Here is a 24,998-nt window from a genome sequence, read left to right as displayed (position 1 = left end):
CAGCAACGTTACTTAGTATAGCATCTCCATTAACAAAAGTAAACGGCTTGTCCGGGATGACTATAAATTATACTCCAGAATCTTCTTCGCGGTTTCTGCATCCTCGCCAATCTGAGTAATCAATGCCCCAATGGAGTCAAACTTCCGTTCTGGACGAATGTAAGATACCAATTCTACCTTAAGCTCTTGATCATACAGGTCACCCTCGAAATCAAACAGATGTACCTCAAAGCTCGGAGTCAACACACCCTCATGAAAGGTTGGTTTAACGCCCACATTCATAACCCCGTACAGAACTTTATCCTTATAAAAGACTCGAACCGCATATACACCTTTGGTCGGAATGACAAAATGATCACTGAGCTTCAAATTGGCAGTTGGAAAACCAATTGTGCGGCCTCTCTTCTCACCATGCCCCACTTCACCACGCAGATGATAGCAACGTCCGAACCAGGAGTTTGCCAGTCCCAGATCTCCATTTTGGAGACTTTTGCGAATGCCGGAGCTGCTAACCTTTTCGCCTTCAAGCAGAAAAGGAGGAGCAACTTCCACATTCATAACACCTTCACCCAGCTTACGAAGCATCTCAACATCGCCTTCACCTTGGTAGCCAAAGCGAAAGTCAAAGCCAACAACTGCAGTTACAATATGTAGCGGCAAAAGCATAACAGAGACAAAATTCTGTGGACTAACCCGGGAAAGCTGCTCATTAAATTCAATAACATACAGGATATCTACACCCATGCTGGCAAGAATCTCTTGCTTTTCAAAGGGTGGCGTCAAGTACCCTTCATAATCCCCCTTACCCATAACATCTTTGGGATGAGGATGAAATGTAAGGACTGCAGCCGGCACACCTTGTTTACGGGCTAAGGCCACAGCGGATGTAATGACACTGGCATGTCCACGATGCAGGCCGTCAAACTGCCCTAGAGCAGCCACTTGAGGTTGTGCCCATTCGGCAGCAGTCTCCGGCGACATCGGATAGGTTAACGTTACGGTTCTCACGCTGTTTCTCACCTACAATTCACTTGGTAAAATTGATTTAAGCTTGTGCAAACACTTTTACTGGGGCAATAGCACCTGTCTCTTCCAGCTCATAAATGCCAAGAAACAATCCCTGAAGATCGTATAGCCGAATTTGACCTGCTGTCTTCACTTCTGGAGCAATGAACCGCGAAGACAAACGTTGACCCTGCAGTGCTGCCTTCTTCTTCTCATCCATAACGGTATGCTTAGGCAAATGCGAAATTGCCTCATCAGCAGCGATTAAATGATCTTCTAATGTTCCGGCTTCCTTGTGCGCGGCAATATCCTCAAGGGATAAACAATGGCTGGCAGAAATTCCTGCCGACATTGTTCTCTCCAGCTTCACCATTACACCCGGCAGTCCAAGCGCACGACCGATATCAACACAAAGTGTTCGAATATACGTGCCTTTGGAGCATAATACCCGGAAAGTGATGTCGGGATGATTACCTTCCCAAGTCATATCCGTCATTTCGATTTCATAAATCTCTACTTCACGACTTTTTCGTTCAACGGTCTTGCCTTCTCTAGCCAATTCATAAAGACGTTTGCCATCCACTTTCACCGCAGAGTACATGGGAGGAACCTGAGAAATTACACCTTTGAAAGAGGCAAGCACTGCAAGAATCTCTTCCTCAGTTACATGAACCTCATCTACAGTTTCCGTAATGGTTCCAGTTAAGTCTTCAGTATCACTGGACATCCCCAGTCTCAGTGTTGCCACATATTCTTTGGGCAGCTCCTGAATATACTCCACAACGCGAGTCGCACGTCCCAGACAAAGCGGCAATACACCAGTCACTTGGGGATCTAGTGTCCCCGTATGACCAATCCGTTTCATGCCGAGAATACGACGTGCCTTGGCTACAACATCATGTGAAGTGAAGCCTGCCGGTTTATAAACCGCCAGAACACCTTCTAGTTCACTCATAAATGACGTCTTACCTCCTCAAGCACCTGAGCTATTGCCTCTTCAAGCGTAGCTTCTATACGCGCACCTGCAGCACGGGTATGACCGCCGCCTCCAAACGTTTGCGCCAATGCAGCCACGTCTACTTTACCTGCAGAACGTAGACTAACCTTGACCGCATGTTCGTGAATAACTTTAAAAAGAATGCCTACTTCCACGCCCCGAATATTACGAGGGTAGTTTACGATTCCTTCCAAATCTTCATTAGCAGCAGCACATTCGATCATATGCTCGGGTGTAACATATAGCCAGGCAATATCTCCTTCAGGAGATAATTCCAGCGTATTTAAGGCTTTATTTAATATTTTAACCTGTGGCAGCGTCATTTCTTCAAGCAATGTCTCAGCGAGTTCAGGACCGTTAACTCCAAGGGATAATAGCTCAGATACAGTTGCCATTACTTTTGGTGATGTGTTGGTATAACGAAAACCACCGGTATCTGTTAACAGACCCGTATATATAGCTGTGGCGATATCAATATCCCATTCGATCTCGAATGTCTTCAGCAGGTCGAACAATATTTCCGCTGTCGCAGCTGCATCCGGTTTGATTAAATTAACGAATCCATAACCGTTATTTGTTGGATGGTGATCAATGTTCAGGATAAGAGCCTCATTCGCAAAATAGCGGTTTGTCAGCCCTACTCGCTGAAAATCCGCACAATCCACACAGATGACGTTGCTGTATTGACGGGGCGGTTCACTAGAGGCCATATTGATGATTTCATCCGAATGCCATAGGTATTCCATTCGCTTCGGGATCGGTCCTTCATTCAGCATAGTGTATTTTTTGCCCAGACATGAGAGAAGCCAGCCCACCGCAAGGGTGGAGCTGACTGCATCTCCGTCCGGCTGAACATGCGACACTACAAGGTAATCGTCGTGTTCCAGCAGAAACTCACGGGTCTGCTGGAGACTTTGTTCATAGCTCTGCATTCGCCGTCTCCTTTTTAAAGGTTGTTCAAAATAGCATAACGCTATTTTGAACCCCACTTTAATCACTTATTTCTAATCGTTCTTATGAAGCTCTCCAAGAAGCTTCTCAATATGACTGCCATAAGCGACAGATTCGTCGATCTTGAAGATCAGCTCCGGTGTATGCCGAAGGCGAATGGCCTTGCCAAGCTCTGAGCGAAGAAAACCATTGGCTTTCTCAATCGCTTTAAGCGAGTCTGCCTTCTGCTCTTCATCCCCGAACACGCTTAAGTATACCTTGGCTTGCGATAGATCGTTAGTCACATCTACGCCAGTTACAGTTACAAAACCGATTCGAGGGTCTTTCAGACCGCTTTGGATAAGTTGACTAAGCTCTTTCTTGATCTGCTCGCCCACTCGTCCTGCTCTAATTTTAGACATCTATATTCACCTCTTCGCTTAGCGCTCTACAGTTTCCATAAGAAACGCTTCGATAATGTCGCCCTCTTGGACGTCATTATAGCGTTCCAAAGTTATGCCACATTCATAACCTTGCGCCACTTCTTTGGCATCATCTTTGAAACGTTTCAAAGTATCAACCTTACCTGTGAACACTACGATTCCGCTACGGATCAAGCGCATTTCAGCATTACGGGTAATTTTACCAGAAGTAACCATACATCCTGCAATGGTACCCACTTTGCTGATTTTGAACACGCTGCGAACTTCAGCGTGACCGATAACATTCTCTTTATAGATAGGATCGAGCATACCTTTCATGGCACTTTCGATTTCTTCAATTACGTTGTAGATAATGTTGTGCAGACGAACATCTACTTTTTCTTGCTCAGCAGCTGCTTTGGTCTGTGCGTCTGGACGAACGTTAAAGCCGATAACGATAGCATTAGATGCTGCTGCAAGCGTAATATCGGATTCAGTAATCGCACCAGCACCGCTGTGAATGATCTTCACTCGTACGCCTTCCACTTCGATCTTAGCCAAGGATCCTTTAAGCGCCTCGACTGAACCTTGTACGTCAGCTTTGATAATCACGTTAAGGTCTTTGATCTCGCCATCTTTAATGTGCTGGAACAGATCATCCAAAGTTACACGGGTGTTCGTATTCAGCTCAGATTGACGTTGGGAAGTAGAACGTCTATCAGCAATCGCACGGGCTTTACGCTCGTCTTCGAATGCCATAAACGGATCGCCAGCTTGTGGCACCTCAGTCAAACCAGTAATTTCTACTGGAGTAGATGGTCCAGCTTCTTTAATCTTACGACCTTTATCATTGACCATAGCACGTACACGTCCGAAGCAGTTACCTGCTACAAAGGCATCGCCGACTTTCAACGTACCGTTCTGAACGAGTATACGAGCAACTGGTCCACGGGATTTATCAAGCTCAGCTTCTATAACAGTACCGCGTGCCCGTTTGTCAGGGTTCGCTTTGTACTCATTAACTTCAGCTACGAGCAGGATCATTTCCAGCAGTTCTTCCAAGTTAATACGTTGTTTCGCAGAGAGGTTAACGAAGATGGTATCTCCACCCCACTCTTCAGGAACAAGTTCATAACTTGTAAGCTCTTGCTTCACCTTATCAGGATCTGCGCCCGGCTTGTCGATTTTATTAACAGCGACAATAATCGGAAGTCCAGCAGCCTTAGCGTGTGCAATAGCTTCAACGGTCTGAGGCATAACACCGTCATCAGCAGCAACTACGATAATTGTCATATCCGTAACCTGTGCACCACGAGCACGCATAGCAGTAAATGCTTCGTGACCAGGTGTATCAAGGAACGTGATTTTCTTTTGATTAATTTCGACTTGATAAGCACCGATGTGCTGAGTGATTCCGCCGGCTTCGCCTAGAGTCACATTTGTCGAACGAATAGCATCAAGCAGTGTAGTTTTACCATGGTCAACGTGACCCATAATAGTAACTACTGGAGGACGAGTCTGAAGATCCTCTTCATTGTCATTCTCTTCCACTGTTTCGAAGCTGTCCTCATCAACAGGAATCTTCACTTCTACTTCTACGCCAAATTCAGCAGCGAGTAGCAAAATGGTGTCGATATCAAGTTCTTGGTTGATGGTAGCCATAACACCCATTGAAATCAGCTTTTTGATTACTTCAGAAGCATCCTTGTGAAGCAATTTCGCTGTTTCACCAACGGTCATGCTGCCACGAACGATGATTTTCTTAGGTGTGTTATCGATCTTCTCGCGGTGTACCATTGGCTGGTTCTTGCCACGACCATTCTTACCACCACGACCGCGGTAGTTACCACCTTTACCATCATCAAAACGTCTTTGATTATTATTCGGTCTGCCACCAGTTGTGTTCTTTTTAGGACCTCTGTCATCACCGCGTGTGAAACCTCCGCCTGTGCCAGATTGACCTTGTGGACGGCTGTCAGTGCGTGGTGCACTGTTTTGTCCTTGCGGACGGCTGCCACTTGTGTTGCTTCCTTGTGGACGGCTTCCACCAGTGTTGCTGCCTTGTGGGCGGCTACCACCAGTATTGCTGCCTTGCGGACGGCTGCCACTTGTGTTGCTTCCTTGTGGACGGTTGCCGCCAGTATTACTGCCTTGCGGACGGCTGCCACCGGTATTGCTACCTTGTGGGCGATTGCCGCCGGTAGTGCTGCTTTGCGGGCGGCTGCTACTAGTACTGCTAGTACTGTTAGTACGTGGAGCACCGCTTTGTTGCGGACGTGCATTCTGCGTTGAACCTGTTTGTGTTCTGCGGGAATCTTGTCCGCTTTGGGGCCTTGGGGACGTCGTCGATTGGTTGTTGTTTTGGTTACTGTTCATACCTACCTGCTTTTCCTGTTGATTTTTGTTGGCATTCTGAGCACTTTGAGGTTCGGCTGTTACCGCACCGGTTGTTACCGGCCGGCTGCTGGTGCCGGTATCCCGCTTGGCTGCAGCGTTTGATTTGATATCCTTAAAGAACTGTTCAACTTTGTTCACGGATCCATTCTCCATGACACTCATATGATTATTCACGGGGACATTCAAACGCTTCAGAATAGTAATAATTTCTTTACTGCTCATGTTTAGTGACTTTGCGTATTCGTACACGCGCAATTTATCTTTGTTCTCTTCTTTAGTCAATAAATCCACCTCCGACAGTATCTCCGAGTTGCTTGGAGATCATTTCCGCGAATCCTTTATCCGTAATGGCCAGTACTACACGCTGGTCTTTACCAATACTTGCACCGAGTTCATCCCGGTGAAATGCGATTACTAGTGGAATATCGTAAGTTCCGCATTTATCACGGAACTTTTTTTGGGTATTATCTGAAGCGTCACCTGCCAGAACGACCAGCTTCGCCTCTGAAGACCGTACAGCTTTGAGTACAGCCTCGTCACCGGTGACTATCTTGCCTGCTCTCATGGCAAGCCCTAAATAAGAAAGCGCCTTACTCATTATCCTCACTATCCTTTGCTGCTAGAAACTGCTCTTCCACGGATGTAAACTCCCGGGCTAGCTGGGCGTAGATTTCAGGACTCACTTGACATTTCAATGCACGGTCAAGTGCTTTGTTCTTTTGTGCCAGCTGAAAGCATTCAAGCTTGCCGCATATGTAAGCACCACGGCCTGACTTCTTACCCGTCAGATCAATCAGCACTTCACCTTCAGGCGTTCTTACCACACGAATCAGCTCTTTTTTAGGCATCATCTCTTGGGTAGCAACGCATTTACGCAGCGGCACCTTTTTTTGTTTCATACCAAACGCCTCCCGTCAAGCAGGTTAATTAATCTATGGAGACGGAATCCTGATGCATTTCATCAATAGAAGATTTCGGTCTGCCGTATTCCTGCTCCGCTTGAGTTTCACTCTTGATATCAATCTTCCAGCCGGTAAGTTTAGCGGCAAGACGTGCATTTTGCCCTTTAATACCGATAGCCAGTGATAATTGATAGTCAGGAACGATAACTCTCGCCATCTTCTCCGCTTCAAAGACTTGAACTTCAAGAACCTTGGAAGGGCTTAGTGCATTCGCAACATATTCCTGCACCAGATCAGAATAACGGACGATATCGATCTTCTCACCGCGAAGCTCAGTAACGATGGTCTGAACGCGTGTGCCTCTTGGACCTACGCAAGAACCAACGGGATCTACTTCTGGATTGCGGGAATACACAGCAATCTTCGAGCGGAAGCCAGCTTCACGAGCTACAGAACGAATCTCAACTACACCGTCAAATATTTCAGGAACTTCAAGCTCGAACAGACGCTTCAGTAATCCAGGATGACTGCGGGAGAGCATAATCTGCGGACCTTTTGTTGTATTCTCAACTTTTGTGATATAAGCCTTGATGCGTTCGCTTTGTTTGAACTTTTCACCTGGCATCAATTCGCTAAGCGGAAGAACCGCTTCGATTTTACCAAGATCAATGTAAATGTTCCGCATATCTTGACGTTGAACTAGTCCAGTAACGATATCATCTTCTTTGTCGATAAAAGCATTATAGATAAGTCCACGCTCTGCTTCGCGAATCCGTTGAGTTACAACCTGCTTAGCAGTCTGTGCGGCAATACGTCCAAAATCACGTGGTGTCACTTCAAGCTCAGCGATATCTTCCAGCTGGAAATGCGGGTTAATTTCTCTGGCTGCCGGCAATGAGATTTCAGTCCTTGTATCCAGGACCTCCTCAACAATTAACTTGCGGGCAAACACTTTAATGACACCTGTATTGCGATTCATGTCAACACGCACGTTCTGTGCTGCATTGAAATTACGTTTATAACTAGAGATCAGCGCCGCTTCAATCGCTTCAAACAGCACATCTTTACTGATGCCTCTCTCCCTCTCCAGCTCATTCATTGCTTCAATAAACTCCATACTCATGAATTTCCGGCCCCCCTTTCAAGACGTTAAAAAATAATGGCCAATCTCGCACTTGCGACCTTGGCGTACGGTACTACATGTTCTTTTTTGCCCGCGGAGATGAGCAGTTCCTCGTTCTCGAACGAGAGCAAACGACCTTCAAATTCTTTGAGTCCTTGAATCGGCTCATAAACAGTCACATACACGTCCTTACCTACCGCTTTAGCTACATCCGCAGCTTTTTTGAGAGGACGCTCTGCTCCCGGCGAGGAAACCTCAAGGAAATATGCCTCAGGAATAGGATCATTCTCATCTAACTTCTGACTGAAATATTCGCTAATGATCCCGCAGTCATCAATATCAATGCCGCCTTCTTTATCTACGAATATACGCAGAAACCAATTGGAGCCTTCCTTCACGTATTCAACGTCCACCAGTTCGAAACCATTGTCGTCGAGATAGGGCCCGAGCATCTGCTCTACCGTTTGTTTAATTTTAGATTTGGGTGTGCTCAAAAGAAAATTACCTCCACGAACTTGTCTTTTGCTATATACCAAAGATAAAGAGTGGGTTTCCCCACTCTTTACACAACGGACTTATCTCATTATTACCAAAGAAATTATACCATAGGGAAACTGGACTGACAAGTGCTAGCCCTTGACTCCCCCTTTGGAGCACTCTTTTCTAGCCATGAAATAAGTGTTGTTAAAGCCTTTAAAATAGGGAAAGTTGATTGCTTTCCGGTAAGCCGCGGAAGCAGCCCATGCCAGTCAGCAGCTCAATAACCGTCTTACTTGCCTTTGATTTCTGCTGGAAATCTTCAATAGACAGGAACTCGCCAGCATCTTTCGCAGCAGCTATGTTGATAGCAGCATTCTCACCAATTCCCGCTAATGCGGAAAACGGAGGAATCAAACTCTTGTCATCAACAATAAACTTATTCGCTTCTGAGCGGTAAAGATCAATGTTTTTGAATGTAAACCCACGTGCCGTCATCTCCAAAGCCATCTCAAGGACAGGCAACATAGCCTTTTCCTTAGGCAAAGCCTGAAATCCTTTTTGCTCGATTTCTACGATCTGACGGTTGATGGCTTCATACCCCTTACAGCACAATTCAATATCAAAATCTGCTGCACGTACAGAGAAATAAGTCGCATAATATTCAATAGGATGATACAGCTTGAAGTAGGCGGTACGTACTGCAGAAATTACGTATGCAGCAGCATGCGCCTTCGGGAACATGTATTGAATCTTCAGACAAGAATCAATATACCATTGTGGGACCTTGCACTTTTTCATTTCCTCGATCCATTCGTCAGACAAACCTTTACCTTTACGAACACTCTCGGTAATTTTAAAGGCCAAGCTCGCATCCATTCCCGCTTTATAAATTAAGAAGAGCATGATGTCATCACGACAACCGATAACGGTCTTAATGTTACACGTGTTATTCTTTATAAGCTCTTGAGCGTTACCAAGCCAAACTCCAGTACCATGAGACAAACCTGATATTTGCAGTAAGTCAGCAAAGCTGGACGGCTTCGACTCAATAAGCATTTGACGTACGAACTTGGTCCCCATTTCGGGCACACCATAGGTCGCAACCGGTGATCTGATTTCGTCAGGTCTCACTCCAAGTGCATCTGTAGAGTTAAACATGCTCATAACTTTCGGATCATTCATCGGGATAGAAGTTGGATCCACACCTGTCAAATCCTGAAGCATCCGCATCATCGTCGGATCATCATGACCCAGAATATCAAGCTTCAGCAAATTCGCGTCAAAGGCGTGATAATCAAAGTGCGTGGTCTTCCATTCAGCATTGACATCATCCGCCGGGAATTGTACTGGCGTAATATCTTCTACCTCCATATAGTCTGGAACAACGACTATACCACCCGGATGCTGTCCCGTACTACGTTTAACACCTGTACAGCCAGCCGCCAGACGGCCAACTTCAGCTCCACGCCAACGTTTCTGGTGAAGTTCTTCGTATTTTTTTGCAAATCCAAAGGCTGTCTTCTCAGCTACGGTACCAATCGTTCCGGCACGGAATACATTTTTCTCACCAAACATTTCTTTGGTAAAGTTATGTGCATTCGGCTGATATTCCCCTGAGAAGTTCAAGTCGATATCGGGAACTTTATCCCCTTTAAATCCAAGGAAGGTCTCGAACGGAATATCCTGGCCTTCACCTTTGAGCTTCTGACCGCAATCCGGACAGACTTTATCTGGTAAATCGAATCCGCTCCGCACACTACCGTCCAGGAACCATTCACTATGGCGACACTCGGGATCTAGGCAAATATAATGCGCAGGCAACGGATTAACTTCTGAAATCCCAAGAAATGTAGCGACTACAGAAGAACCTACGGAACCCCGCGAGCCTACGAGATACCCATCCTGATTTGATTTTTTTACGAGACGTTCAGAAATCAAATAGTTGGCAGAGAACCCGTATTTAATAATCGGTGCAAGCTCTTTCTCCAAACGGGCAATAACTACTTCAGGCAGCTCTTCACCGTAAATGGATTTGGCTGTATTGTAGCAGGTCTCGCGAATTTCTTCGTCCGCCCCGTCAATAATTGGTGTAAATAGCTTATCTGGAAATAGCTCCAGTTCTTCAAAACGCTCCGCCAGCTCAACTGTATTTGTGACAACGACTTCCATCGCTTTTTCAGCACCGAGAAATTCGAATTCAGACAGCATTTCATCCGTTGTGCGGAAGTGTGCATCCGGTTTGCGTTGGTCTTTAAGCGGACTAAAGCCTGTGATCCCATTAATCGTAATATCACGATACAGCTTGTCCCGGGGTTCAAGATAATGCACATTCCCCGTTGCGATAACAGGTTTATTTAACTGTTCCCCTATTTCGCAAACCTTGCGGACTACATCGCGAAGCTCATCAGGGCCTGCTACAAAACCCTTGTCCACCAAGTGCATGTACATGGTCAATGGCTGAATCTCCAGCACATCATAAAAATGAGCAACCTCCATGGCTTCCTCAGTCGTTTTGTTGAGTACTGCTTCAAAAAACTCTCCACGTTCACAACCGGAAATCACTAGCAGTCCATCTCTATGCTCTTCCAGCTTGGATTTTGGAATACAAGGTACACGTTTGAAATATTCCGTATGTGACATGGAAATGAGCTTATAAAGATTTTTTTTGCCTATTTGATTAAGTGCATAAATATTACAGTGGAACGGTCTTGTGTTCGAAAGATCATTACCCACATAATCGTTTAGTCGATCAAGGCGGGTCATGCCCTTCATCTTTTCAGCATCTGCGAGCAATCCTGTTAATATACCGCCGAGTGCTATGGTATCATCAATCGCACGGTGATGGCTTTCCAGAAGAACTTTATATTTATCGGCTAATGTGTTCAGCCTGTGATTCTTCATGCTTGGATATAGTAAGCGAGCGAGCTCAAGCGTATCAAGAGATGGATTCGGAAGATCAGGTTCACCTATTTTACGTAACGAGGCCTGAATAAAACCCATATCAAACCTGGCGTTATGAGCTACAAGGATACTGTCACCCACAAATTCAACAAACTTACGCAGTACTGGTTCAAGATCAGGAGCATCCTTAACCATTTCATCCGTAATATTGGTCAATTGCTGAATATGATAAGGGATTTTCTCATGCGGATTAACAAAAGTAGAATAACGGTCTACTTCTTTGCCTTCGCACATTTTAATGGCCGCCAGCTCCGTAATATTATTGCGGGTAATCGATAAACCCGTGGTTTCTATATCAAACACTACATAGGTAGCTGTCTTCAAGTCCAAAGGCTGAGCATTCTCGACAATATTCACAGAGTCATTCACAACATTAGCTTCCACACCATAAATCATTTTTATCTTATGCTTATGAGCTGCATGGTTTGCATCAGGAAAAGCCTGAACGCCACCATGATCAGAAATAGCAATCGCAGGATGACCCCACTGGGCAGCTGTTTTGACATAGGTAGTGATCGGAGTGACCGCATCCATCGTACTCATCGTAGTGTGAAGGTGGAATTCCACCCGTTTCTTAGGAGCAGTATCTTTACGTGCAGGCGGTGCCTTAACTTCCGTTAAATCCGAAGGGATCATCACGAGCTCAGGAATCTGCATAAAACGGTCATATTCTACTTTTCCGCGTGCTCTTACCCATTTGCCATTAGCTAGCTGACTCATAACCTTCAGATCATCTTTAGTCTTCGCGAACATCTTCATTTGTAGAGAATCCGTAAAATCGGTCAGACTGAAAGTGAACAAGGTACTGCCATTGCGAAGCTCCTTACGATCCAGACCAAAAATGGTACCCTGAATTGTAATTTTCTTCTCTTCATCTTGAATTTCAAGAATCGGCACAGCCTGTTCCTTAATTTCATACCCCACTTGAAGCTTAATTACTTCATTAGGATCGCTATCATCAGCAGGAGCTTCTGTTTCAACAGCAGTCATCATCTGCTCAACAATCTCGCGTTGTTCTTGCTGAAGCTTTTGCTGAAATTCTTCGAATGCTTCAACATTATTATTTTCGTTCTCCGCCATTAGTAATTTAACTTTTAAGGAGAGACCGAAATACTTATCATAAAATTTAATAATTGCTCCATCGATGCCTTTTTTGCGAGCCAGCTCCATCGAAGTGGAATCACTCATCGTTAACATTAAAGTATCCTCTTTAAGCTCCTGTGAGGAGCGGGTCAGCCAGCCGTTTACCGATGGAATCTCCCGATGCACCCACTCCAGAAACAGTCCCCAATATTCTTGGACAAGCTCCGCTCTACTAACCTTCTCATCATATAGGAACAAAAAGCTTACTTTAGCTATATGCTGTAGCTTCTCCCGCATTCTAAGGCTAAATGTCCGATATACCTGTGCTGGAACCAGACTTTCTTTCGTAATAACGATTTGCCAGTCCCGGTTGCCGCGACTGATCTCAACACGTTCTATATACCCGTCTAAAAAGTAGGGATCCATGATTGCAGGCGGAATTTCACCCTGCTTCATCAAGAGCTCGAACCTTTTTCTTCTCTCCTGGTTTTGTTCCATGCTTTCCTCCCACCTTTAATAACCCAGTTAAAACTATCCATGATATACAGTGAAAGTACAATATGATAAACAGAAACGATGTTGTCGCCTTTTAAAGACGATAACTGTTTCTCGTAAAAATATAAGGATAATTTATAGCGAATTCCTATAAATTCTTATATTTTAAAAAGCTTCTGGTTTCAAAAAGCATTGGGTTCTTACGGCCCGCCGACTCCTCTCTCCAGAAGCTAAATTAAAATACTACAAGACTGTTGATCGGTGCCTAAAGATTAATATGCCTTTGCAAAAACCACAGTATGCTTGGCTGGTTGGCCACAGCAAATGCAGACTTGCTTAGTCTCCGCTGGATCAAAAGGAATATTGCGGCTACCCGCACCTGTCTCTTCCTTAACTTTGGACTCGCATTCTTCGGAACCACACCATCCAGCTAGAGCAAATCCACGTTTTTCATCCATCGAAGCCTTCATTTCCTCCAAGGAATCCACAGAATAGAAGTGGTCCTCGCGGAATTTCAGGGCACGTTCGAACATTTCGTTGTGAACCTGTTCAAGCATTGTTTGAACCTCTTCTACGAGGTTTTCCTGTTGAATAACCTTCTTCTCACCGGTGACACGTGAGACGAGAACGCAGACGCCATTCTCCATGTCGCGTGGTCCAAGCTCCAAACGTACTGGCACTCCACGCATTTCATATTCATTAAACTTCCAGCCTGGAGTAACATCTGAACGATCATCCACACGTACACGAACGCCAGCATTCTTCAATTCCTTGAACAGCTCGTCCGTCCGCCCAATCACAGCTTCGCGGGTCTTAGGAGGTCCGATAGGAATCATAATAACTTGCGTTGGAGCTACCTTAGGCGGCAGAACAAGACCGCGGTCATCTCCATGTACCATAATCAAGGAGCCAATCAAGCGAGTGGTTGAGCCCCATGAAGTAGTGTGTACATACTCCAAATTATTGTCACGGCTTAAATATTGAATCTCAAAAGCTGTGGCAAACTTGGTGCCGAGGTAATGTGAAGTAGCAGCCTGAACAGCGCGTCCATCCTTCATCATCGCTTCAATAGAATACGTATCTACCGCACCGGCAAAACGCTCGGAAGGTGTCTTTTGTCCAGTAATAACCGGAATGGCAAGATAGGTCTCGACAAAATCACGGTAGTTATCCAGCATCCGCATAGTTTCTTCACGAGCTTCCGCTTCATTCTCATGCGCGGTATGCCCTTCTTGCCAAAGAAACTCAGTCGTGCGGATAAATGGTAATGTACGTTTCTCCCAACGAACCACGTTCGCCCATTGATTGATAAGTACAGGAAGGTCACGATAAGATTGAATCCATTTAGAGTACATGTGGCCGAACATGGTCTCTGAAGTAGGACGAACTGCGAGACGTTCCTCAAGTACGTCACCACCCGCTTCTGTTACCCATGGCAGCTCTGGATTAAAGCCTTCAATATGATCCTTTTCCTTCTGAAAGAAACTCTCTGGAATGAACACTGGAAAATAAGCGTTTCGATGCCCAGTTTCCTTGAGGCGACGGTTCATTTCCTCCTGAATATGCTCCCATATTTCATAGCCTTCTGGCTTAAATACAATACAGCCACGAACAGGAGAGTAATCCATCAAGTCTCCTTTTTTAATAACATCAATATACCAGCGTGAGAAATCCTCGCTTTGCGGCGTGATTTCCGTAACGAATTGTTTATCTTTAGCCATGTAATGGAATGCCTCCCGAAGAAAATTAGCCGCTGATCAAACGTAAAATATCATTATACGTAACAGCAATCATTAATAAAAATAGCAGTGCAAAACCTACAAAGTGAACCATGCCTTCATGACCCGGATCCACAGGTTTGCCACGCAGTGCCTCAACACCTAGGAATGCCAGACGGCTTCCATCGAGTGCCGGAATCGGCAAGAGGTTAAATATCCCCAGATATAGACTCAAAATAGCGGCCCAGTATGTAAGATACTGAATACCTTGTTGAGCAATTTGACCGGTTACCTCAAACGTACGAACCGGACCTCCAATATCATCCATATTGAATTTATTGATCAATTGTTTAAAGCCCAAAAAGATAGCTTCTGTCGTATCGACCATAGCTTTTCCTGAACCTGTTATCGTCTCGCCAAAACCAGCTTTACGAGTAGGTAGCTCAGGAGTGATGCCTATTTTACCGCCTTCTTGTCCTTCCATACTACGAGGAACTAGCTTAACGTTAAGGGTTTCTTCTCCCCGTTGCAGCGTCCAGTTCATTTCTTTACCTTTGGACTCCGAGGTCAAGCTAATCATTTTTTTGTAATCGGCACCGATTTTCTCACCATTGATGGAGACAATGATATCGCCCTTTTGGAGTCCTGCTTCTTGCGCCGGCATTCCTTCGGAGACGTCGCCAATCTTAACAAAAGTAGGATTTTCAACTTGAATCCCGACCATTTGCAAATGAATGGCGAAGAGTACAAAGGCTAACAGAAAGTTCATCACAGGACCCGCAACGATAGCCAACGCACGCTGACCCACGGTCTTGCTGCCGAATTGACGATCTTTAGGTGCAATTTGTGTCTGTTGCGTCCCTTTAATCATCATCGCTTGCGGATGAACATCATAAGTAGTAACTTCTCCGTCCACATCTAAGGTAATCTGCAATTTATCTTCGAGATCGGTACTCAGCGCCTCACCACGGATAACATTTCTACGGGTGTCTAGTGCATCCAGATAAATGTTTTTAACTTTATTGTCTTGTCCGAGCCTTACCGCAATGGTCTGTCCAGAACCAATCTCGACAATCTCAGGATCTTCACCAGCCATGCGGGCATAACCGCCAAAAGGCAGTAAGCGAAGAGTGAACTGAGTCTCATTCCGTTTATAAGAAAACAGTTTCGGACCGAAACCGATAGCAAATTCCCTCACGAGAATACCGGCGCGTTTGGCAAAATAATAGTGACCCCATTCGTGTACAGTCACAAGTACAAAAAACATGAGCACCGTTAAAAAAACGACCTGAACCATTTCCAAACGTATCATCCCCCTTTAGGTGTAAGACCGAAGTATGTCCTCTTAATTTATCATTATTCTCCGATCAGGCACAAGAGAATCAACTGTCCCAACCTATTTTTAGGGCAAAGTAAGTATTTCCAGTCAAGCAATAACGCCATCAGTGTTCCTTAAGGAGACGGTACGCGTTTACGCGAGAAATATAAGGATAATGTATAAAGTGAAACTTATACTTTCTTATATTTTTAAAAGGAGATCTTTCTACGTTCTACAGCGTAGCTGCCAGCTCTCGAACACGTCTATCACAGGATTCAATTTGTTCCAGATTCGGATTATGCTCGTTATTATGACGATCTAGCACTTCTCCGATAATCTCCTCAATACGCAGGAACGAGATCTCATGACTCAAGAATCGAGCAACTGCTATTTCGTTCGCAGCGTTGAAAGCAGTAGTCGCCGTTCCACCAGCTTTTCCGCAATCTATCGCTAGCTTCAGTGCAGGGTAACGTTCAAAGTCCATTTCACGGAAGGTCAAACGTCCTATCTCAGCTAACGACAAACGCTGTGCCGGAGATTCCCAACGATCTGGATAAGTAAGTGCATATTGAATCGGGACACGCATATCGGGATTGCCAAGCTGGGCAATAATACTGCTGTCACGGAATTCAACATAAGAGTGAATGATGCTCTCCGGGTGCAGCAGCACATTCACTTGTTCATACGGAAGACCGAATAACCAATGCGCTTCAATAACCTCTAAGCCCTTGTTCACCATTGTAGCAGAATCTATCGTTATTTTCGCGCCCATGCTCCAATTCGGATGACGAAGCGCATCTTCTACCGTCACATCCTTAAGCTGATCACGCGTAAAGTCACGGAATGAGCCGCCGGATGCTGTTAAAGTGATGTAGGCAATATCTGAGATATTCTCGCCATTGAGACATTGATAAATAGCTGAATGCTCACTATCAATCGGCAACAGCTTAACTCCCTTACGATTAGCAAGATCAGTGACCAAATGTCCGGCCGTTACTAATGTCTCCTTATTGGCGAGTCCAATATGTTTGCCGGCTTCAATTGCCGCTAGTGTTGATTGAAGCCCTACGCTTCCCATAACAGCCGTTACGACCATTTCGGCATCGCCGCCAGCCGCCACTTCAACAAGCCCTTCATTCCCGCTGTAAAGCTCTATACCAGAAGGTAGGCTGGATCTAATCTCATCTGCCAGCTCTTTCGTTGCCACAGAGACTCTACGCGGGTTAAAACGACGAACTTGTTCCAGTAATAATGCTGTATTTGTTCCGGCCGCCAAGCCATCTACTTCAAAAGAGTCTGGGTGCATTGCGATGACATCTAGAGTCTGAGTGCCGATCGAACCCGTCGAACCTAGAACACTTATTTTTTTCATAGTTATACTCTCTCTCCCTTCGTTTAATAGTAAGGCATAAGCATTACAATATGTACGAATGGAAATACGATAATCCAGCTGTCACATCGATCAAGAATACCGCCATGCCCTGGCAAAAGTGTACCTGAGTCTTTAATGCCATACGCACGTTTATAAGCTGACTGCACAAGATCTCCAAGCTGTCCTAATATCGCACAAGAAAGCCCAATAAGCAACGCTCGTCCTATCGTCAAGTGTTCAGGAGCAAGCAGCGCAAACACGATAGAAATAAGCATCGAGATCAGTACCCCGCCAACAGCACCTTCCACCGTTTTGTTAGGACTGATGGCCGGCCAGAGCTTGTTCTTGCCAAAGCTTCTGCCTACAAAATATGCCCCCGCATCACTGCCCCAAATGCAGAACAGGAGCAAAAAAGTCCAGAACAAACCATGTCCGTCATCCGATGCACGAGCCACGGCCATATAAGAGAAGCCCATTCCAATGTATACTATACCAGTAAACAGCAAGGCTGTTACTCGAATATCTAATTTATTTTTAGTAAAAACGGTGACCAGAAGGAACAATAACAGCAGAATCCAAATCCCTTGCTCCCAGGACAACGGCGCAGTAACACCAAGCAAATTCCATGGGATCATGAAGCTTAGAATAGCTGCGTAACCCAGAACAGTAGTACCGGAAAGCGTAGGAATACCTATCATTTTGACAAATTCATAAAAACCTATAAGAGCCATAGCAATAAGCAGAACCTGATACGGCCAGTTTCCCAGTACACATAACCCTAAAAATAATACTCCGGCAACAATTCCGGTAATCAATCGCTGCTTCAAAGGTTCCATCTCCTAACAAGCTACTTCAGTCCACCATAACGGCGTGTTCGTCGTTGATATTCAGCAACGGCCTGATGCAAATGCTCTTTGTCGAACTCAGGCCAGTACACATCAGTAAACCACAATTCACTATAGGCAATCTGCCATAACATAAAATTGCTAAGCCGAATTTCTCCACTTGTTCGTATCAACAAATCAGGATCGGGTAAACCAGCAGTTAATAGTCTGTTGTTAATCAACTCTGATGTAATTTCTTCTGGCGACAATATACCAGCTTGGATATCTTTCCCTAAACTGCGCATACAGCCTTCTATTTCATTGCGTCCACCATAGTTAAGAGCAAAATTTAAGATCAATCCAGTATTCTCTTTTGTTCGAGCTACCGCCTCTTCCATAGCCTTACGGGTATATGAAGGTAAAGCGTCAGCGTCACCCATCATGCGTACTTGAACATTCTTCTCGATTAGCTCATCAAGCTCAATCGCCAGAAACTCCCCAGGCAAACGCATCAAGTAATCGACTTCTTCTTTCGGGCGTATCCAGTTTTCTGTCGAGAACGCATACATCGTTAAGTATTTAATACCTAATTCGTCTGCAGCGATCGTAGCACGTTTGACAGCCTTCATGCCGTTCTGATGACCCATAACGCGCGGTAAGCCGCGCCGTTTAGCCCAGCGTCCATTACCATCCATAATCACAGCCACATGCCGGGGAATGTTATCCGGTGAAATCTCGACTGACTGTTGCCTGTCTTTACGGCTCAGCCACGCTTGAATCCGTTTGATCATTTCCGTTTCCTCCAAGCTCTTATCAGAAAGAGACAAACCCCACCATTAACGGAGGGGCCTTAAGTCTCTTGAATATCATTAAACTTCCATAATCTCTTTTTCTTTGGAGACAAGCACTTTGTCAACTTCGGCTATGAACTTATCCGTTGTTTTTTGAATGTCTTCCTGATGGCCACGGGACTCATCTTCAGAGATACCGTTTTTCTCCATCTTTTTAATATCATCGTTGGCATCACGGCGAATGTTGCGGATCGCTACTTTCGCTTCTTCACCAAACTTCTTAGTCAGCTTAACCAAGTCCGTCCGACGCTCTTCAGTCAGCGGAGGGATAGAAAGACGAATAATGGTGCCGTCATTGGCTGGCGTCAATCCGATATCGGATTTCATGATCGCCCGTTCAATATCAGACATCGATGTTTTGTCCCACGGCTGAATCAACAGTGTCCGGGAATCCGGAGTACTTATGTTGGCCAGCTGATTAATTGGAGTAGGTGCTCCGTAATATTCAACTTGAATACGATCGAGAAGCGATGTTGTTGCACGTCCTGCACGTAATGTTGCCAAGTCACGTTTCAGCGATGAAATCGCTTTGTCCATACGCTCTTCGGCATTTTTTTTGACCGATTGTGGCATTAATCTACACTCCCTTTAACAATCGTTCCGATCTTCTCACCGAGAACGACACGTTTGATATTGCCTTGTTCTGTAATGGCGAATACAATGAGCGGTATATTGTTATCCATGCATAAAGATGAAGCTGTTGAATCCATAACACCGAGGTTTTTATTCAGAACATCCATATAAGTAAGCTGTTCGAATTTCTCAGCTGTACTATCTTTGAACGGATCAGCAGAATATACTCCGTCAACCTTATTTTTCGCCATCAGAATAACTTCTGCTTCGATCTCTGCCGCTCTAAGTGCTGCAGTAGTATCTGTTGAGAAGAATGGGTTACCTGTGCCTGCTGCAAAAATAACAACCCGGCCCTTCTCCAAGTGGCGAATCGCACGACGACGAATATATGGTTCAGCAATTTGCTGCATCGAGATCGAAGTCTGCACTCTTGTTGGCACATCAATTTGCTCCAATGCGTCCTGAAGAGCAAGTGAGTTCATTACTGTTGCCAGCATGCCCATATAATCTGCAGTAGCGCGATCTATGCCGCTTGCGCTGCCCGCGATCCCGCGCCAAATGTTACCCCCGCCACAAACAATTGCAACCTGAACGCCAAGTTCTACAACTTCCTTGATCTGTTCAGCGATGGAAATAATCATGTCGGCATCAATACCATATCCGTTTTGTCCTGCCAAAGACTCTCCACTTACCTTAAGGACTACTCTCTTAAATACCGGCTGTTCCAAATGTATACCCTCACTTTCTGCAAAAGACGGAACACTACGTGTACGTGTTCCGCTCTTCTGATGCTTGCCTTTATTCAATTCTTCATATTTATGATGAAGCTATTATTGATTAACTTGTGCCATAACTTCTTCAACAAAGTTATCCACTTTCTTTTCCAAACCTTCGCCTAGTTCAAAACGAGCAAAACGACGGATCGAGATGTTTTCTCCGATGGTGCTGATTTTTTCATTCAACAATTGGGAGATTGTTTTGTCTGGGTCTTTAACGAAAGTTTGCTCAAGCAAGCAATATTCTTCGTAATATTTACCAATACGTCCTTCAACCATTTTTTCAATGATTTTCTCAGGCTTACCTTCGTTCAAAGCTTGAGCTTTCAGGATTTCTTTTTCTTTTTCAACATCTTCTTGTGGTACTTCTTCACGACGAACATAACGAGGGTTTGCTGCAGCGATTTGCATAGCGATATCGCGAGCAAATTCCTTGAAGGAATCTGTTTTACCAACAAAGTCAGTTTCGCAGTTGATTTCTACAAGTACACCAATGCGGCCGCCAGCGTGGATGTAAGATTCTACAACGCCTTCAGTAGCAATACGTCCTGCTTTGTTTGCTGCTGCGGACAGACCTTTTTCACGAAGCAATTCTGCTGCTTTAGTAATATCGTTATTAGCTTCTTCAAGCGCTTTTTTACAATCAAGCATACCAGCGCCTGTTCTTTCACGAAGTTCTTTTACTGCTTTTGCATCAACTGCCATTGTTTATTCCCTCCAGGTAATTGTCGTTTTCTTACATTATTCGAGGCCTTTATCCTAAAAAAAGGGCAGTGAGAGGTTATCCACCTGCCAACCACCCTTTTCATTTAAGTTCTTGTATGTGCTAGTCGCTACTTAAGCAGTAGTTGTGTCTTCGCCTTGGTGAGCTTCAACAACAGCGTCTGCCATTTTACCAGTCAACAATTTAACAGCGCGGATAGCGTCGTCGTTACCTGGAATTACGTAGTCGATTTCGTCTGGATCACAGTTAGTATCAACGATAGCTACGATTGGAATACCCAATTTGCGAGCTTCTGCAACTGCAATACGCTCTTTACGCGGGTCAATGATGAACAACGCGCTTGGAAGACCTTTCATGTTCTTGATACCGCCCAAGAATTTTTCAAGACGATCTTTCTCTTTGCGAAGAAGGATAACTTCTTTCTTAGGTAGTACTTCAAAAGTACCGTCTTCTTCCCAAGATTCCAATTTCTTCAAGCGATCAATACGCTTTTGGATAGTTTGGAAGTTAGTAAGCGTTCCGCCCAACCAACGTTGGTTAATGAAGAACATACCGGAACGTTCTGCTTCTTCTTTTACGGAATCTTGAGCTTGTTTCTTTGTTCCTACGAATAGGATTGTGCCGTTGTCACCAGCGACGCTTTTCACAAAGTTGTAAGCTTCCTCTACCTTTTTGACTGTTTTTTGCAAGTCAATAATGTAAATTCCGTTTCTTTCAGTGAAGATATAACGATCCATCTTTGGGTTCCAACGACGAGTCTGGTGACCGAAGTGTACCCCAGCTTCTAGAAGCTGTTTCATGGAGATTACTGCCATCTTCACACACCTCCTAAGTTTGGTTTATTGTGTGTCTCCTCCGCCATGCGTCATCTTTCAGCAAGACTTTCTTCAGAAGAAAGCACCCCTTGTCGAAATCAACCGGCGTGTGTTTTAACACCGTCAATTACTATACCATATTATCTCAGTGTATGCAACGATCACTTTAAAGTTATTAATTTCTCTATTATAGAGTCAATACTCTCTCCCTTATTAAAGCTATAAGAACCGGATTGAATTTTCGTATTAATCTTTCGTTTGTTTGCAGCCTCTAGAAAAGTAGACTTATCCTTAATGACTCCAGCCTTTGCCAAAATATCTGTTGTTGCTGTCAATGTGCTGCCAGATGGAATTCGAACGGAAACACTAGCATTTGCTGTGACTTTAGGCGTTACAGGAGCTACAGCGGTTGGAGCGGCACTGGCCTTTGGAGTGACCTGTGGCTGCTCAACCTTGCCGTCAGTAGGCGTAGATGGCTTCTTCGGCGCAACGGCTTTATCAGAGCTCTCAGGTACTGTAGGTGACACTACCGGCGTGGGGGAGGCTGCAGCAGCCGGCGCAAAGGGGCTGACATTCTCCTTGCTTTCTGCTGTCGGCCCCCCGGTCTCTGTGACTTCCTCTTTATTATCATTCTCAGTTTCCCCTGAGGAAAGTACTGCAGCTTCATCGATGACTTTCATATTCAGTTTCTCCGCACCCTGTAGAACTTGTTCTTTGGTAAGTGGAGCCGCTCCACCGGAGATCATTAATTGAAGTAATAAAGCGCCAGTAATTAGTCCAGTGCCTAGCCCGAACAAGAATGAACGGTTCTTAATCATACCGATTCCTCCTGTTTGGCAAGTTGCAGAATCAGTTGCACTTCCCCTCGCTGAAGTCCAGCTGTCTTGGCAATGGAGTCTATCGATTTGCCCTGCTCATGCAGTTCAAACAATCTTGGGTAACGTAATTTTATCGAACTAATAGGTTTCGCTTTCACATCTGGCGACACTGAACTCATCTCTGCTTGGAGAGACGGATCTTCGTTAACACCAACTTTAACCTTCGAACCTTGTTCAACCGACACTGCAAGTTCTTTCAAACTCTTCTCTTCCTCGGCCACTCGTGCTTCTAGCTTTAAAGAGCTGTTCTGCAACTCTACCACTTGACTCTGTAATTCATTAACCTGTCCCTGCAGTACATTATGATTAGTTTGCGATTGTTGTTTAATACTACTAACTAATTGTACCAGTTCCTCATTCTCGCGCTCTATGTCTGCCATATATAGCTCAAGCGCAGCCTCTGCATCTTTGAGGCTTTGCTGATTAGCTTTTCCTTCCTTTACACGTGTGGGAAGTAAAAGGGCATAAAGAATAGCGGCGACACCTACTAGCACAATATAAACCCATGGTTGCAAGTGCCTTATCTCCTTTTACATATCAGATGTAGATTCATGTAGATTCTTATTAAAGACTTAGATCAATGCGTTGGCCTTTGTAAGGATGCTCAGCATCACGGGTTGCAGGCGGGTTCGAATGTTTATCTGACGAAGAATTGCCACCTGAATGTGGATTGCCTTTTCCACCGCCATCCCGTAAAGCTGATTCAGAAGACTCATCCACTTCAGTGCTCCGCATGGCCAATTCCTGACTTTGTTTTACATTTTGCCCAGCCAATTGATGTTGGTCGATAGCAGGACGTTGCTGAGATTCATTCTGAAGCTTGCCCGCCTCCGTGGTGCGAGGCAAAGCAATTTGCAGTTCCACCGGTTTTAGGCTCATCTTAACCCTTCTCTCACAAGTAATGGCCGGCCGCAAATGCTGCCCGCCCGATTAATTGTACGGCGTTAAAGATATATCCCCATCACTGTAAATAAACACAACCCGCTCCGTAGCATCCTTAACAAATCGGGTATATCTGCCGATCATGATCTTTGAACCGCCATAAATGGTTTTGATAACCTCAACTCTCGCTCTACCTGTATCTTCTAACATTCTTTCTATCTCTAGCACTCGTTCTTTAATTCTTTTTTCTTCACGTTGATGGGATTGTTTAGTAGCATTTAATTTGACGCGAAGCGCCACTTTATCCGCAGGGAGCTGACCGTTAGTAGCCAATTGATTTAATAGATACAAAGCTTTAGAGGTTTTATCCTCGTTCTCCAGCAGCTGCCGCAGCTCTTGACGAAGCTCGTTAATCTCATTTCTAAGCTCTGGAACCACGCCTACCTCAATCACAGTCGCAGTGGACATGGTGTTACCTATAGTTCTTGCTACAACTCTTTCTCCAGACTGAACGATTCCACCCACTATCAAACCTTTAGAGCCGTTACAGATAACATCTCTACCAGCACGTATATTGGAGTGCATAATACTCTGAGAAACAATTACATCTTCCCCAGCGGTTACGTTTCCATCTTGAATGAAAGAAACCTTCACACTTTTTCCAGCGGTAACTTGGCCTTTGTTATATCCGATAATTCCACCAGTAATTTCAATGGAGCCCCCAGAGATTAACTCTGCACCTTCAACGCCGCCTACAACCCGAATATCACCGGCAGACTTTACCGTAAAGCCTGAAAGGACATTCCCACGTATGACGACTGTACCTACAAAATCAATATTTCCAGTGCCGTAATCGACATCACCATTCACTTCATATACAGGAAACACATTGATTTTCCCGTTATCAGTTAACGTGACCAGTCCATCAATCGCTGCGTACATCGAAGTGCCGTCATTATCAATGAGTACATTTTTCCCGATTTTAAAATGAGCTTCCTTTCCAGCCTTGAAAGCAAGCTCATCACCAGTTACAGTCATCCCTAGCTTTCCAGGCTGGGCAGGGATAATTTTAGCTATTAACTTTCCTTTAAGTACATTACGAAGCCGGACCAAGTCCTTATAGTCGACCTTACCATCCGCTTTCTCAAGCGGTTTGCGGTCCTCTTCCAGATCTACTGTAAGCATAACTCGTCCATCCGTGCCATGCACAGCAGGATAACCTGCAGCAATCGGAACTTTACTCCAAAAAAACTCCTCAGGATGACTACAAATACGTTCGACAACATCACTCTTGATACCGTAGCGAATATTGTGACTGTGCAGGAAGGCTTCCAGTTCTGTAGATGAGCAGGAAAAATTCTCATCCTTTTTGGAGAACTGCAAATACGCGATCCCTTTGTCCTCCGAAAAAGTTATACTCAAGTACTGATTCAAAGCATATTGACCGATCAAATTTTGCTCCCCCTTGTCAC

At 44.9% G+C, this 24,998-nt stretch carries 23 protein-coding genes; all 23 read right to left on the bottom strand.

The features are described from left to right. Window positions 1–60: 60 nt before the first annotated feature. A complete protein-coding gene (locus MHH49_RS22780; protein WP_038571921.1) occupies window positions 61–1,008 on the bottom strand; it encodes a bifunctional riboflavin kinase/FAD synthetase in 948 nt (315 codons plus the stop codon). Between the two features lie 37 nt (window positions 1,009–1,045). Continuing rightward, a complete protein-coding gene (gene truB / locus MHH49_RS22775) occupies window positions 1,046–1,960 on the bottom strand; it encodes a tRNA pseudouridine(55) synthase TruB (RefSeq protein WP_036688456.1) in 915 nt (304 codons plus the stop codon). Continuing rightward, entirely contained in the window at window positions 1,957–2,934 is a 978-nt protein-coding gene (locus MHH49_RS22770) for a DHH family phosphoesterase (RefSeq protein WP_036688459.1), read from the bottom strand. Before MHH49_RS22770 ends, truB begins: the two co-directional genes overlap by 4 nt. 72 nt (window positions 2,935–3,006) lie before the next feature. After that, complete coding sequence (gene rbfA / locus MHH49_RS22765; protein WP_036688461.1) at window positions 3,007–3,354, bottom strand: 30S ribosome-binding factor RbfA; 348 nt, start codon at window positions 3,352–3,354, stop codon at window positions 3,007–3,009. 18 nt (window positions 3,355–3,372) lie between these two features. After that, window positions 3,373–6,033: a translation initiation factor IF-2 gene (gene infB / locus MHH49_RS22760; RefSeq protein WP_036688463.1), complete on the bottom strand. Its 2,661-nt coding sequence runs from the start codon at window positions 6,031–6,033 to the stop codon at window positions 3,373–3,375. After that, entirely contained in the window at window positions 6,026–6,349 is a 324-nt protein-coding gene (locus tag MHH49_RS22755) for a YlxQ family RNA-binding protein (RefSeq protein WP_036688466.1), read from the bottom strand. Before MHH49_RS22755 ends, infB begins: the two co-directional genes overlap by 8 nt. Continuing rightward, entirely contained in the window at window positions 6,342–6,650 is a 309-nt protein-coding gene (gene rnpM, locus MHH49_RS22750) for an RNase P modulator RnpM (protein ID WP_036688467.1), read from the bottom strand. The genes MHH49_RS22755 and rnpM overlap by 8 nt, the downstream gene beginning before the upstream one ends. A gap of 28 nt (window positions 6,651–6,678) precedes the next feature. Then, window positions 6,679–7,776 (bottom strand): transcription termination factor NusA, encoded by a 1,098-nt coding sequence (gene nusA, locus MHH49_RS22745; protein ID WP_036688470.1) that lies wholly within the window; start codon window positions 7,774–7,776, stop codon window positions 6,679–6,681. Window positions 7,777–7,802: 26 nt separating this feature from the next. After that, a complete protein-coding gene (gene rimP / locus MHH49_RS22740; protein WP_076127842.1) occupies window positions 7,803–8,270 on the bottom strand; it encodes a ribosome maturation factor RimP in 468 nt (155 codons plus the stop codon). A 199-nt stretch (window positions 8,271–8,469) separates the two neighbouring features. After that, window positions 8,470–12,798, bottom strand: a complete 4,329-nt coding sequence (locus tag MHH49_RS22735) for a PolC-type DNA polymerase III (RefSeq protein WP_076100393.1) — start codon at window positions 12,796–12,798, stop codon at window positions 8,470–8,472. 269 nt (window positions 12,799–13,067) lie between these two features. Further along, entirely contained in the window at window positions 13,068–14,516 is a 1,449-nt protein-coding gene (proS, locus tag MHH49_RS22730) for a proline--tRNA ligase (RefSeq protein WP_036688477.1), read from the bottom strand. A gap of 25 nt (window positions 14,517–14,541) precedes the next feature. Then, complete coding sequence (rseP, locus tag MHH49_RS22725) at window positions 14,542–15,816, bottom strand: RIP metalloprotease RseP (RefSeq protein ID WP_038571933.1); 1,275 nt, start codon at window positions 15,814–15,816, stop codon at window positions 14,542–14,544. Window positions 15,817–16,063: 247 nt separating this feature from the next. Next, the gene (locus MHH49_RS22720; protein WP_076106343.1) at window positions 16,064–17,203 is read right to left on the bottom strand and encodes a 1-deoxy-D-xylulose-5-phosphate reductoisomerase; all 1,140 of its coding nucleotides are present in this window, start codon (window positions 17,201–17,203) and stop codon (window positions 16,064–16,066) included. 23 nt (window positions 17,204–17,226) lie between these two features. After that, window positions 17,227–18,030, bottom strand: a complete 804-nt coding sequence (locus MHH49_RS22715) for a phosphatidate cytidylyltransferase (protein WP_038571935.1) — start codon at window positions 18,028–18,030, stop codon at window positions 17,227–17,229. A gap of 20 nt (window positions 18,031–18,050) precedes the next feature. Further along, window positions 18,051–18,818 carry an isoprenyl transferase gene (locus MHH49_RS22710; RefSeq protein ID WP_036688488.1) on the bottom strand — a complete coding sequence of 256 codons (768 nt, stop codon included), beginning with the start codon at window positions 18,816–18,818 and terminating at the stop codon, window positions 18,051–18,053. A 78-nt stretch (window positions 18,819–18,896) separates the two neighbouring features. Next, window positions 18,897–19,451: a ribosome recycling factor gene (gene frr, locus MHH49_RS22705; protein WP_036688489.1), complete on the bottom strand. Its 555-nt coding sequence runs from the start codon at window positions 19,449–19,451 to the stop codon at window positions 18,897–18,899. Beyond that, window positions 19,451–20,179 (bottom strand): UMP kinase, encoded by a 729-nt coding sequence (gene pyrH, locus MHH49_RS22700; protein ID WP_036688491.1) that lies wholly within the window; start codon window positions 20,177–20,179, stop codon window positions 19,451–19,453. The genes frr and pyrH overlap by 1 nt, the downstream gene beginning before the upstream one ends. Window positions 20,180–20,281: 102 nt before the next feature. After that, a complete protein-coding gene (gene tsf / locus MHH49_RS22695) occupies window positions 20,282–20,932 on the bottom strand; it encodes a translation elongation factor Ts (RefSeq protein ID WP_036688492.1) in 651 nt (216 codons plus the stop codon). Between the two features lie 132 nt (window positions 20,933–21,064). Further along, the gene (gene rpsB, locus MHH49_RS22690) at window positions 21,065–21,766 is read right to left on the bottom strand and encodes a 30S ribosomal protein S2 (RefSeq protein ID WP_036688493.1); all 702 of its coding nucleotides are present in this window, start codon (window positions 21,764–21,766) and stop codon (window positions 21,065–21,067) included. 161 nt (window positions 21,767–21,927) lie between these two features. Next, complete coding sequence (locus MHH49_RS22685) at window positions 21,928–22,584, bottom strand: endolytic transglycosylase MltG (protein WP_076272324.1); 657 nt, start codon at window positions 22,582–22,584, stop codon at window positions 21,928–21,930. Continuing rightward, window positions 22,581–23,159: a hypothetical protein gene (locus MHH49_RS22680; RefSeq protein WP_076272325.1), complete on the bottom strand. Its 579-nt coding sequence runs from the start codon at window positions 23,157–23,159 to the stop codon at window positions 22,581–22,583. Before MHH49_RS22680 ends, MHH49_RS22685 begins: the two co-directional genes overlap by 4 nt. A gap of 49 nt (window positions 23,160–23,208) precedes the next feature. Continuing rightward, window positions 23,209–23,523: a hypothetical protein gene (locus tag MHH49_RS22675; RefSeq protein ID WP_341138503.1), complete on the bottom strand. Its 315-nt coding sequence runs from the start codon at window positions 23,521–23,523 to the stop codon at window positions 23,209–23,211. A 51-nt stretch (window positions 23,524–23,574) separates the two neighbouring features. Continuing rightward, window positions 23,575–24,978: a DUF342 domain-containing protein gene (locus MHH49_RS22670; RefSeq protein WP_076272326.1), complete on the bottom strand. Its 1,404-nt coding sequence runs from the start codon at window positions 24,976–24,978 to the stop codon at window positions 23,575–23,577. Window positions 24,979–24,998: the final 20 nt, after the last annotated feature.

The sequence above is a fragment of the Paenibacillus sp. FSL F4-0122 genome (assembly GCF_038002845.1).
Lineage (GTDB): Bacteria > Bacillota > Bacilli > Paenibacillales > Paenibacillaceae > Paenibacillus_AQ > Paenibacillus_AQ odorifer.
This window is presented reverse-complemented; position numbering and strand designations above follow the sequence as displayed.